The sequence below is a fragment of the Caballeronia sp. EK genome, assembly GCF_014384845.1.
Classification (GTDB): Bacteria; Pseudomonadota; Gammaproteobacteria; order Burkholderiales; family Burkholderiaceae; genus Caballeronia; species Caballeronia jiangsuensis.
Window position 1 is genome coordinate 321,252 of the sequence record NZ_JACSUE010000003.1, and the last position, 12,370, is coordinate 333,621.

The following is a 12,370-nucleotide window of genomic DNA, read 5'->3' on the forward strand; positions in this document are numbered from 1 at the left end:
GGACATCCTGACTATCGCTTTGCGCGGGACCGGAGTAAGGCGCGATGGCGCCCACTCCCGTCGATTCCCCCATACCCATCCACTCTACATCACGACGACTTGCGCACGCGCAGATACCAGTCGCACAGGAGCCGGACCTGCTTGGGCGTGTAACCCTTCGCGACCATGCGATTGACGAAGTCCTCGTGCTTGCGCTGCTCTTCGGCCGACCCTTTCGCGTTGAACGAAATAACCGGCAGAAGTTCTTCCGTGTTGGAGAACATCTTCTTTTCGATCACCACGCGCAGCTTCTCGTAGCTGATCCACGCAGGATTCTTGCCGCCGTTCGCCGCACGTGCGCGCAACACGAAGTTCACGATCTCGTTGCGGAAATCCTTCGGGTTGCTGATGCCCGCGGGCTTCTCGATCTTCTCCAGTTCGGCATTCAACGATGCGCGGTCGAAGCTCTCGCCGGTGTCGTGATCGCGGAACTCCTGGTCCTGAATCCAGAAGTCGGCATAGGTGACATAGCGATCGAAGATATTCTGACCATACTCGGAGTACGACTCCAGATAAGCGGTCTGAATTTCCTTCCCGATGAACTCCGCGTAGCGCGAAGCCAGCACGTCCTTGATGAACGACAGGTACTTCTGCTCCGTCTCCGGCGGGAACTGCTCGCGCTCGATCTGCTGTTCGAGCACGTACATCAGATGCACCGGGTTCGCGGCCACTTCGCTCGAATCGAAGTTGAAGACGCGCGACAGGATCTTGAACGCGAAGCGCGTGGACACGCCCGTCATACCTTCGTCGACGCCCGCGTAATCGCGATACTCCTGATACGACTTCGCCTTCGGGTCCGTGTCCTTCAGGTTCTCTCCGTCATAGACCTGCATCTTCGAGAAGAGACTCGAATTCTCCGGCTCGTGCAGACGCGTGAGCACGGCCATCTGCGCCATCATCTTGAGCGTGCCCGGTGCGCAAACCGCCTCGGCGAGGGACGAGTTGCGCAGCAGCTTCTCGTAAATCTTGATCTCTTCGCCGTAGCGCAGGCAGTACGGCACCTTCACGACGAAGATACGATCGAGCAGTGCTTCGTTGTTCTTGTTGTTGCGGAACGCCTTCCACTCCGACTCGTTCGAGTGCGCGAGGATGACGCCGTCGAACGGAATCGCACCGAAGCCTTCCGTGCCCTTGAAGTTGCCTTCCTGGGTCGCGGTGAGCAGCGGGTGCAGCACCTTGATCGGCGCCTTGAACATTTCGACGAATTCCAGCAGGCCCTGATTGGCGAGGCACAGGCCACCGGAATAGCTGTAAGCGTCAGCGTCGTCCTGCGAATAGGTCTCGAGCTTGCGGATATCCACCTTGCCGACGAGCGACGAGATGTCCTGGTTGTTCTCGTCACCAGGCTCGGTCTTCGCGATGCCGATCTGGCGAAGGATCGAAGGATAGCGGCGCACCACGCGGAACTTGCGGATGTCGCCGTTGTACTCGTGCAGGCGCTTCACGGCCCACGGCGAGAGAATGCTCTTGAGATAGCGGCGCGGAATGCCGTACTGCTCTTCGAGCACCGGGCCGTCTTCGTCGTAATCGAAGAGACCGAGCGGCGATTCGTTGACGGGCGAGCCCTTCAGCGAATAGAACGGAACGCGCTCCATGAGTTGCTTCAGCCGTTCGGCGATCGACGACTTGCCGCCGCCTACCGGACCCAGCAGATACAGGATCTGCTTCTTTTCTTCGAGACCCTGTGCCGCGTGCCGGAAGTACGACACGACGTTCTCGATCACCTCCTCCATTCCGTAAAACTCACGGAACGCCGGGTACACCTTGATGACCTTGTTCGCAAACGTACGCGACAGCCGCGGATCGAGTCGCGTATCGACGAATTCGGGTTCCCCGATGGCCGTCAACATGCGTTCGCCCGCTGTTGCATATGTGGCAGGATCTTCTTTGCAGAGCGCGAGATACTCTTCGAGCGAGAATTCCTCCTCGCGGGTTTTTTCGAAGCGGGTCGCGAAACTGCTGTAGATATCCATGCTACCTCCTCGCCGAAGTCAGAAAGCTATGTCGTGCGCAACGCGCGTAATCGAAACGACATCGCTTGAAATCATCCTAAACCCTTTCGAATTTTTTTTCACGCACTTGCGTTGTTCATTTGCTTCGAAGAATTCCTATCTTGGTGAGTTATTTTCGTTCACCTACAATCCTCATCCCAATGTCGCTATCCTCTTTCTCGACATCGTCGCTGCCTGTTCGTTTCCGCGCGCTCTTCGCTACTTATCCACTGCTTCTGTCCGCCAATGCGACGTGCGCCTCACATGCGCACATGCATTCATCACGTCATGACGGATACGTGCGCGCGCGCTCATGAGATGCAAAGTATCGATGCAATCGATGCGCATGTTCCGGCTTCATGCGAGCACCAGTTCCAGTTCGCCGATGCGGTCGATCGCGCCATGGAGCATGCCAGGTCCATCGACGCGATATGCGCCCGTATATGAGCCCGTGGTGATGGTCCAGAACGGTTCGACGGTCAAACCCATGCGGCAACAATGGTTGACGAGCCAGGGCAGCAGTTCGCGGGGATCGCCCGCCGGATTGCCGAGCGCGGCCGGCGCGATGGACACGCCATCCAGCGTGAATTCGAGGCGCGGCTGGAGAAAGTCGAAGCCCGGCGCGACGACGTCGTAAGGCTCCATGCCCGACACCACGAGTGCGCCGTTGTTCTGCGAGTCGGCGAGCTGGGCGAGCGGATCGACATTGGGCCATTGCGCGAAACGGCTGTCGACCACTTCGAGCGCGACCGCGATACCGCCGATCGCATCGAATACTTCCTCGCGCGTGTAAGGGTCATGTCGCGCGGGCAGCGCATAGGCGAAGCGGAACGCGACTTCGAGTTCCACCAGCACGCGGAAAAACGATTCGAAGGGCACGCGCGCGGGCGAAACGTGAACAAGCGCGGCGTCGATGGGCGCGCCGGTGGCGAGCGCGTCGGGCGCGCGCGCGCCGATCTTCCACGCGCCGATGCGCGCATCCGACTCTCTCAGCATCTCGTGCTGGATCGCGTAGGCGGTGGGCGCGTCGGCCGGAATGTCGGCGGGCGCCAGCGTTTCGATCAGCTGATGCCGGCGGCGGGCGTCCGCGAACTTCGCGGCGAGTGTCGATCCGGTCATGTCGATATCCTCGTGTGAGCGGTGACGCACACCCATCAGTGTACGGGTTACCGGATCGACGTTGGTCGCGCGCGTGTGCCTTCGCGCGCATTCACCGCCCGTTTGCCGCTTCACGCCGCAGGCGGTTGCTCAGAACGTCTCCCAGTCGCCGCCCGTCTCCGCGGTCGCCGGAGCCTTGGGCGCTGCCGGCGCGGTTACCGCGCGCTTGGCGGGCGAAACGCGCGGCGCGACACGCGGCGTCATCGTTGCACGCGGTGCAACTTTCGTAGCCGGCGTGGACGCGGACATTGTCACCGCGAGCGGCGCGCCGTCCGCCACCTGGAATACGGCTACCGCCTGCCGCAAACGCGCGGCCTGATCTTCGAGGGACTGCGCGGCCGCCGCTGCTTCCTCGACGAGCGCCGCGTTCTGCTGCGTCACCTCGTCCATCTGCGTGACGGCGCGCGATACCTGCTCGATGCCGCTGCTTTGCTCCTCCGACGCCGCCGCGATCTCGCCCATGATGTCGGTCACGCGCTGCACCGCGCCGATGATCTCGTTCATCGTGCGGCCGGCTTCATCGACGAGCGTCGTGCCCGTGCGCACGCGCGCCACCGAGGTGTCGATCAGTTCCTTGATTTCCTTCGCCGCCGCCGACGAACGCTGCGCGAGGCTGCGCACCTCGCCCGCGACGACCGCGAAGCCGCGCCCTTCCTCGCCCGCCCGCGCCGCTTCGACGGCCGCGTTGAGCGCGAGGATGTTGGTCTGGAACGCGATGCCCTCGATGATCGTGATGATGTCCGCGATCTTCGACGAGCTGCCGTTGATCTCGCGCATCGTGTCGACGACCTGCGTGACCACCGCGCTGCCCTTGCCCGCGATGTCCGACGCATTCGCCGCGAGCGCGCTCGCCTGCCGCGCGTTGTCGGCGTTCTGGCGGACGGTGCCGGTCAGTTCTTCCATGCTCGACGCCGTTTCCTGCAGCGCGGACGCCTGTTCCTCGGTGCGCGAGGACAGATCGGTATTGCCGGCGGCGATCTGCTGCGTCGCCGATGCGATCGATTCGCTGCCCGAGCGCACGGTGCGCACGGTCGTGAGGAGGCTCGTGCGCATCCTGGCGAGCCCTTCGAGCAACTGCCCCATTTCGTCGCGCGACGTGACGACGACCTCGCGGCGCAGATCGCCCGCGGCGATCGCGTCGAAATGACCGAGCGCGGCTTCGAGCGGGCGCGCGATCGCGCGCCGCAGCGATACCCACGCGAACACGGCAGCCGCCATGCCGAGCGCGATCGCGCCGAGACTCAGCGCGCGGAACCACAGGAAGCGGTTCTGCGTCTCTTCGTAACTCTGCTTCGACGCTTCGGTCAGATACTTGCGCAGCGCGTCGTCCGCGTTGGCGAGCTCGTTGTACATCGACTGCATCGCCTTGGCGTTCGCGATGATGCCGTCGTGGTCGTTCTCCATGACCGCGGCGATGCCCTTGTCGACGATGCCCTGCAGCGCGAGGCGCTTGTCCTGCGCGGCGTCGGCGAGGCGCTTTTCGCCCGGCGCCTGCGGCAAGGACATGTATTCCTTCCAGTAGCCGTCCGCCCGATCGCGCATCATGCGCGCGCGCTCGACGGTGGACGCCACTTCCGGCGTGCCGGCGAGGAGCGCCGCGCGGTCGAACACGAGCCGCTCGCGCGCGGCGTACATTTCGGCGTTGCCGACGGCGATCGCCGCAGGCATCTGCACTGAGTATGTTTCCTGAAACGCGCCGTTCGAATGGCTCATGCCGGTGAGTCCCAGCGCGCCGATCGCGATGAGCAGCCCACCCAGAAACGCCATCGAGATGCCGAGGCGCGCCTTGATCGTCAAAGCCTTTTTCATTGAGTTTTCCCTGATGCCGCCCGCGAGCGGAGTCGTCGTTTCGTGTCTGCGCGCGCGAAGGATCACGCGACCGCTATCGATGTAAACGGCGCGAAAGCGTAAGCACTTGAGGGAATTATTTCGTCTGAAAAGAAAACGGCGCGTCAGGCGCGCCGTTTTTCAGCGATCATTGAAAAGTTATGCGGAAATTTCGCTGCGGTGCGGAATCGACGGCTGGGCGCCTTCGCGCGTCACGGCCACCGCGGCGGCGCGCTGGCCGAATGCGATTGCGTCGATCGGAGCGGCGCCGCGCGCGAGTTCTGCCGCGAAGCCACCGATGAACGTATCGCCGGCGGCGGTCGTGTCGACTGCTTCGACTATCGGCGAAGGCAGATGAACGCCGGCGTCGTCCGCGCCGTCGAGCAGCGCGAGCACGCCTTGTCCGCCGAGCGTCACGATCACGTTGCGCGCGCCCTTTGCCTTGAGCGCCTGCGCCGCGCGGCGCGCGTCGTCGGGCGTTTCGATCGCCACGCCCGAGAGCGTCGCGGCTTCCAGTTCGTTCGGAATCAGATAATCGACGAGCGGGAACCAGTCCGGCGGCAACTTGCGCGCGGCGGGCGCGGGATTGAGGATCGTCGTGCGCGCAAGACGCCGGCCGGCGGCGAGTGCGGCGCGCACGGTTTCGGGCGGCGTTTCGAGTTGGCACACAATGACGTCGGCCTGCGCGATCAGCGCTTCCTGCGCCTCGATGCGCGCGGGCGTCACTTCGGCGTTGCTGCCCGCGACGATGACGATCGCGTTCTGGCTCGCATCATCGACGACGATGAGCGCGACGCCCGTCGGCGCGTCAGCGCTGGTCGCGAGCGCCGTGCAGTCGATGCCTTCCGCCTCCAGACTGCCCTTGAGCGTCGCACCGTTCGAATCGTTGCCGACACAGCCGATCATCGCGACCCGTGCGCCCAGGCGCGCCGCGGCGACCGCCTGATTGCCGCCCTTGCCGCCCGGCACCTGCGCGAACGCATGTCCGGCGAGCGTTTCGCCCGGCCTCGGCAGACGCGGCGCGCGCGCGACGAGGTCCATGTTGAGGCTGCCGACCACGGTTACGTTGCCGGTCTTGCCTGCGTCGCCTGAATTGGCGTTGTCGCCCATCTCGCTTCCTTTTTGAACAGCCTTCGTTATGCTCTCGCGCTGCGCGATTCGGGCACCACGGCGGTCGATTCGCGGCGCACGAGGCGCGGCGCCACCACGCGCCGGCGTGTCGTGCCGGTCAGCTTGCCGGTGATGCGGTCGATCAGCGTCTGCGCGGCCATTTCGCCGAGCGCACGCACCGATTGTCCCACCGTTGACAAGGCCGGATACGTGTAGCGCGACAGCTCGACATCGTCGAAACCGATGATCGAGCATTCCGTCGGCACGTTGATGTGGCGCTCCGCCGCCGCACGCAGCGCGCCGATGCCCATCATGTCGTTGCACGCGAAGATCGCGGTCGGCCTCATGTTGTCGAGCAATTGCGAGGCCGCGGCGTAACCGCCCGTCGCGGAAAAGTCGCTCTGGACGATCGCGTTCGGCTCGATCTCGATGCCGCGCTCGGCCATCGCGCGGATGAAGCCGTGCAGGCGCATCGCGGAAACGGCCGTCGCGACCGGCCCCGTGATGCAGCCGATCTGCGAGTGCCCGAGTTGCAGCAGATGCCGCGTCGCGAGATACGCGCCCTTTTCGTGGTCGATCTGCACGAGGTCGGATTGCAGCCCTTCGATATTGCGATCGACGATCACGAGCGGCTCACGCGCGCCCGCGAGGCACTGCGCGAGCACCGAATCCTCGCCCGCCGACGCGATCACCAGTCCATCGATACGCTTTTCCTGCAGCACGCGCAGATAGCTGCGCTGCTTGGCGGGATCGTCGTCGGAGTTGCAGAAGAACACGCAATAGCCGTTCTTCGCGCAGCCGTCCTCGACGCCGCGCGCCAGTTCGGCGAAATACGGGTTCGTCGCGTTCGGCACGAGCAGGCCGATGGTCGCCGTCGAGCGCGCCTTCAGCGAGCGCGCGACCGCCGACGGCACGTAGTCGAGTTCGAGGATCGCCCGCTCGACTTTCGCCCGCACGTCGGCCGACACCGGCCGTGAATTGTTCACTACGTGGGATACCGTCGTAAACGACACCCCGGCAATGGCTGCCACGTCTTTGATCGTCGCCATACATCGTCCTTCTCTATGCTTTGGTCCAACTGCTCTTATTGGTCGTAAGGCGTCCGGCGCGTACTTCTTATCGCGCGCGCCCTGCTTGCCGCTCTTGCTTCAACCACCGTCGCCGGCCGCTTTTCCGCCCCGTGCGGTGCGCGCCGTCGCCGTCCATCGGTCAGACAAACGATTACACACGCTTCCTTCTGCTGCGGTATGTGTCCAGCACCACCGCCACCACGATCACCGCGCCGGTAATGATGCGCTTGGTCGGCTCGTTCGCGCCGATCTGCGCCAGTCCCGCCGCCAGCACGGAAATGATCAACACCCCGAAAAACGTGCTGATGACCGAGCCGCGCCCGCCCATCAGACTCGTGCCGCCGATCACGACGGCCGCGATCACCTGCAGTTCCACTCCCGCGCCGGCGTTCGGATCGGCGGCTTCGAGCCGCGAGATCTGGAACAGCGCCGCGAGTCCCGATAGCGCGCCCATCAGCGCGAAAACGATGACCTTGTACGGCCGCGGATTGACGCCCGCGAGCCTCACCGCTTCCTCGTTCGTGCCGATCCCTACGAGATATCGGCCAAAAACCGTCCGGGTCAAGACCAGATGCGCGATTATCATCACCGCGACCGCGATCAGGAACGCGGGCGAGATGCCGAACGCGATCGGATTCGACAGAAAATCGAACGCATCGCCGATATACGCCGTGCGCGAGTTCGTCATCTGGTACGCGAGCCCGCGCGCGCCTTCCAGCACGCCGAGCGACACGATGAACGACGGAATCCGCCACGCCACCGTGACGAGGCCCGTCACCGTGCCGGTCAGCGCGGCGGCCGCGAGACCGATCAGCGCGGCGGGAAACGCCGGCCAGTGCCACTTGAGCGCGGCCACGCTCACGACCGACGCGCCGAGCGCCAGCACCGAGCCCACCGACAGATCGATGCTCGCGATGATCAGCACGAACGTCATGCCGACCGACATCACGACGAGATCGGGAATCTGGTTCGCGATCGTGCTGAACGTGTCGTACGTCAGGAAGTGCGTGCTCAGCACCGAAAACAGCGCGATCATCGCGGCGAGCGCACCCGCGAGACCCAGGTAATTCGAAATGCCGAGACGCGTGCCGACGCCTTTCGTGCTCTTCGGTGCATCGGCGGGCAGGTTCGCTTCGCTCATTCAGTGCTCCAGGTTGTCTTCGGGCGCTTTCGCATCGGGCGCGATCGGATCGTGCAGGATCGCCTCGCGCTTCGCGTAACCCGAGAACGCCGCCGCGAGCAGCGCGTCCTGCGTCCAGCTCGCGCGCTCGAACACGCCCGTCATGCGCCCGGCCGACATCACGCCGATCCGGTCGCAGATCAGCATCAGCTCGCGCAGATCGCTCGACACGACGACGAGCGCGCGTCCTTCGCGGGCGAGCGCGCCCATCAGCCCGTAGATGTCGAACTTCGCGCCGACGTCGATGCCGCGCGTCGGTTCGTCGAACAGCAGCACCGTGCAGTCGCGCGCGAGCCAGCGGCCGATCACGACCTTTTGCTGGTTGCCGCCCGACAGCTCCGACACCGCCTGCGCAGGCCCCGACGTGCGGATGCGCATCGCGTCGATCTGGCGCTGCGCGAGCGCGGATTCCCGGCGCGTATCGACGACGCCATGCCGCGCCACCGCGCCCAGATTGCCCAGTGAAACGTTCGCGGCGATGGGCAGGCTCAACAAAAGGCCCTCGCCCTTGCGATCCTCCGTGATCAGCGCGATGCCTTCGTCGACCGCGTCCGACGGCGAGCGCACCGACACGCGCCGCAGCGGCTCGCCGTTGCGCGCGATCGACACCGTGCCCGCGTCCGCGCGATCCGCGCCGTAAATGAGGCGCATGAGTTCGGTCCGGCCCGCGCCGATCAGCCCGCTCACGCCGAAAATCTCGCCCGCGCGGACCTCGAACGACACGTCGCGCACCACGGGCGCACGCGTCATGCCTTCCACCTTCAGCGCGACGCCGCCGATGCGCCGCTCGCCGAGATCGATGCGCTCGCCGATCTCGCGTCCGACCATCAGCGTGACGAGCCGGTCGCTCGTGAGTTCGTCCATCGGACCGATATGCACGAGGCGCCCGTCGCGCAACACGGCCGCGCGCTCGGCGATGCGCTGCAATTCCTCCAGCCGGTGCGAGATGTAGACGAGCGCGACGCCACGCGCCTTCAGCCGCTCGACCTGCTCGAACAGCAGATCGACTTCGCGGGCGGTGAGCATCGCGGTCGGCTCGTCGAGGATCAGCACGCGGCAATCGTCGATCAGATTGCGCGCGATCTCGACCATCTGCTGATGCCCGATGCCGAGGCCGCCGACGAGCGTGTCCGGATCGATCGCGTCGAGCCCGACCTGCGCCATCGCATGACGCGCGTCTTGCGCGAGCCGCTTCCGGTCGATCCAGCCGAAGCCTTTGCGCGGCAGGCGGTTCAGAAACAGATTCTCCGCCACCGACAAAGTGGGCAACAGGTTCAGCTCCTGCATCACCATGCGCACGCCGAGCGCTTCGGCGTCCGAGCGGCTCTTCGGCAAGTAGGGCTGGCCCGCGAGCGTCATCGTGCCCGTGGTCGGGTCCGTGAGTCCGCCGATGATCTTCGACAGCGTGCTTTTGCCCGCGCCGTTCTCGCCCGTGAGCGCAAGCACTTCGCCGGGAACGAGCGCCAGCGAGACGTCCGCCAGCACCGGCTCGACATAGGTCTTGCCGATGCCCGTCACCGTCAGCACGTTCGCATCGTTCGGTCCGCTCATGGGGCGCTTCAAGGCTTCGCTGTGCATCCTCGTGGTGGTCCCGCGCGGAAAAGCGTCCGGATGGCCGCGGACAATGCCCGCGCCGTCTGCCTTCCGCGCTCGTCAGTGTGTTATCGGCACGCCGGCCGCGAACTTTAGGCTTTTCGCGCGAAACGGCGCCCGACGACGCCGCCGCGCGCCGGGCTTACTTCGTCACGAGATCGACCGGCGTTTCCACGACCTGCGAAAGCTCCGACTGCTTCTTGTGGCCGGCGATCGCCTTCAGCGCCACGTCGATGCCGAACACGGCCTGCTTCGCCGCGTACTGGTCGGCGGTCGCGAGCACGCGTCCGTCTTTCAGCATCGGCTTGATCGCGCCGATATTGTCGAAGCCGACGACCTGCACCTTGCCCGCCTTGCCCGCCGCGCGAATCGCCGACACGGCGCCGATCGCCATGTTGTCGTTATCGCACAGGAGCGCCTTCACGTTCGGGTTCGCGTTCAGGATCTGCCCTGCCACCGCGTTGCCCTTATCGATTTCCCATTCGCCCGACTGGAGCGCGACGACCTTCATGCCGGCCGCGTCCATCGCTTCCTTGAAGCCCGCGCTGCGCGCCTGCGAGTTCGTGGTGGTCGTCACGCCCTCGATGATCGCGACTTCATCGCCCTTCTTGAGTTTCGGGGCGAGATAATCGCCGACCTTTCGCGCGCCCTTCTTGTTGTCCGGTCCGACGAACGGCACGTTCAGATCCTTGGACTTGAGCACGTCCGGATCGAGCCGGTTGTCGATATTCACGACGATGATGCCCGCGTCCGCCGCCTTCTTGATCACCGGCACGAGCGCCTTCGAATCGGCCGGCGCGATGATGAGCGCGTCGACCTTCGACACGATCATCTGCTCGACGATGCGAATCTGCGCCGCGGTGTCGGTCTCATCCTTGATGCCGTTGGTGATCAGGTCGAACTGGCTGGGGTTGTGCGCCTGATAGTCTTTCGCGCCGTTTTCCATCGTCAGGAAGAACTCGTTGGCGAGCGACTTCATGACGAGCGCGACCTTCGGCTTGCCCGCCGTTTGCGCGAATGCGGATGACGAGGCGAACGGCAATGCGGTGCAGGCGGCAAGCGCGACGGCGGCCGACAGGACGCGTCGGCGGATGGTTCGGTTCATGCGGATCTCCAGTGCTTTGTTCTGGTTTGTCTGGTCTTTCGAGATGCAGCGAACGCGAGCAACGCGTGTCGATCCGCGCCGGGCAACGAAGGGAAGCGATTGCGGGCGCCCTGTCGCGCCCTCGCTTCGTGTTGCGCGCCAACGCCTTCGATGGTTCTGTCCGGACGCGGTGTCAACGTTTGCTCGTCGTCGATTCTCGTTGGACAGACGCCCGAGGTCAATCGGGCTAACGTGTAGTCCACACGCGACAATGCCGTCGATCAAAGGATCGGCGGCATTGTCGGTATTCCGTGGTTGCCGGCGTGCAACGGCTTGCTGCCAAAGTCAGAGATCTTCGACCGACTGCCCGTCCACCTTCTTGTCGATGATGTCGCGCGCGTAGTCGATGCCCGCGCGCGTCGCGTCGATCGGGCTATCGAAAGGTTCCTGTTCGGGCACGCCGAACATCACTGCGCGGCCACTCTCGCCGTGCGCGCTCTTCGCGATCGTCACGACGATGTCGAAGTGGCGCGGACCGTCGTCCGGCTCGTCGCGTTCTTTCGCGCGCCGCAATGCCTGCACCTTGATCTCGAAGCCCTTGTAATGGTCGGACAGCGGTGTGGACATGAAGCGTCTCCTTTGCGTTGAGATGCATCGCACGATCATACGTCGGCTGCATGCTTCGCGTGGGTCGTGGATGAATGAAAGGCGCCTGCAAGCCTCGTTCCCGCGGCCGTCTCCCGATTTCACCTTATCCCACACACCGTTCATATTGGGTTTGCCATAATGCGCGGGCGGCATGCCGCTCTAGACAGGCGCCGCCGAAGAATAAACCGTCACTCAAATCAGGGAGCGTCACATGACTATTCGAGCCACCGCCCTCATCGCTGTGCTGAGCCTCGCGCTCGGCGCGAACGTCGCCATCGCCGCCAACAGTCAGCAAAGCAAGATGACCGATTGCAACAAGCAGGCGGGCGACAAAAAAGGCGACGACCGCAAGGCCTTCATGAAGAGCTGTCTGTCCGCCGCGCCCGCCGCTGCTTCCGCGCCGATGACGCAGCAGCAGAAGATGACCGCGTGCAATCAGCAGGCAAGCGACAAGAAAGGCGACGAACGCAAGACGTTCATGAAGAGCTGCCTCAGCAACAAGGGCTGATCCCGCTCACACGCATGTTCACGCCGCGCCGTTCGCGCGCGGCGACCCTTTCGTATTTACTCAGCCTACCGGCCGATATTGCACTGCACCCAAGCAATTGATTCGCACCGTCGTCTTTTTCTCATAAGATGGCGCGAAGGCGGCCCCTCACGAATACAAGAA

The 12,370-nt window shown here is 64.3% G+C and carries 10 protein-coding genes; 1 reads left to right on the forward strand and 9 read right to left on the reverse strand.

What is annotated here, in order from left to right; all coding sequences use genetic code 11:
- Nucleotides 1-89 precede the first annotated feature (89 nt).
- The 9 genes from IAG25_RS10150 to IAG25_RS10190 all read right to left on the reverse strand — a co-directional run bounded on the left by IAG25_RS10150 (nucleotide 90) and on the right by IAG25_RS10190 (nucleotide 11,679).
- Nucleotides 90-2,012, reverse strand: coding sequence for a PrkA family serine protein kinase (locus tag IAG25_RS10150; protein WP_035498636.1), 1,923 nt, complete (start codon nucleotides 2,010-2,012; stop codon nucleotides 90-92).
- Between the two features lie 375 nt (nucleotides 2,013-2,387).
- On the reverse strand, nucleotides 2,388-3,149 hold the full coding sequence (locus IAG25_RS10155; RefSeq protein ID WP_187604743.1) for a hydratase: 762 nt from the start codon (nucleotides 3,147-3,149) through the stop codon (nucleotides 2,388-2,390).
- A 129-nt stretch (nucleotides 3,150-3,278) separates the two neighbouring features.
- Entirely contained in the window at nucleotides 3,279-4,997 is a 1,719-nt protein-coding gene (locus tag IAG25_RS10160; protein ID WP_187604744.1) for a methyl-accepting chemotaxis protein, read from the reverse strand.
- 177 nt (nucleotides 4,998-5,174) lie between these two features.
- Nucleotides 5,175-6,125, reverse strand: a complete 951-nt coding sequence (gene rbsK / locus IAG25_RS10165) for a ribokinase (protein WP_187604745.1) — start codon at nucleotides 6,123-6,125, stop codon at nucleotides 5,175-5,177.
- A gap of 26 nt (nucleotides 6,126-6,151) precedes the next feature.
- Nucleotides 6,152-7,174, reverse strand: a complete 1,023-nt coding sequence (locus IAG25_RS10170) for a LacI family DNA-binding transcriptional regulator (RefSeq protein ID WP_035498640.1) — start codon at nucleotides 7,172-7,174, stop codon at nucleotides 6,152-6,154.
- A 172-nt stretch (nucleotides 7,175-7,346) separates the two neighbouring features.
- Nucleotides 7,347-8,336 carry an ABC transporter permease gene (locus tag IAG25_RS10175; RefSeq protein WP_187604746.1) on the reverse strand — a complete coding sequence of 330 codons (990 nt, stop codon included), beginning with the start codon at nucleotides 8,334-8,336 and terminating at the stop codon, nucleotides 7,347-7,349.
- Nucleotides 8,337-9,926, reverse strand: coding sequence for a sugar ABC transporter ATP-binding protein (locus IAG25_RS10180; RefSeq protein ID WP_187604747.1), 1,590 nt, complete (start codon nucleotides 9,924-9,926; stop codon nucleotides 8,337-8,339).
- Between the two features lie 184 nt (nucleotides 9,927-10,110).
- Nucleotides 10,111-11,073, reverse strand: coding sequence for a sugar ABC transporter substrate-binding protein (locus IAG25_RS10185; RefSeq protein ID WP_187604748.1), 963 nt, complete (start codon nucleotides 11,071-11,073; stop codon nucleotides 10,111-10,113).
- Nucleotides 11,074-11,397: 324 nt separating this feature from the next.
- Nucleotides 11,398-11,679: a hypothetical protein gene (locus IAG25_RS10190; protein ID WP_187604749.1), complete on the reverse strand. Its 282-nt coding sequence runs from the start codon at nucleotides 11,677-11,679 to the stop codon at nucleotides 11,398-11,400.
- Between the two features lie 232 nt (nucleotides 11,680-11,911).
- Here IAG25_RS10190 and IAG25_RS10195 point away from each other — a divergent pair, with 232 nt between their 5' ends.
- On the forward strand, nucleotides 11,912-12,208 hold the full coding sequence (locus tag IAG25_RS10195; RefSeq protein WP_187604750.1) for a PsiF family protein: 297 nt from the start codon (nucleotides 11,912-11,914) through the stop codon (nucleotides 12,206-12,208).
- The last annotated feature ends 162 nt before the right edge of the window (nucleotides 12,209-12,370 follow it).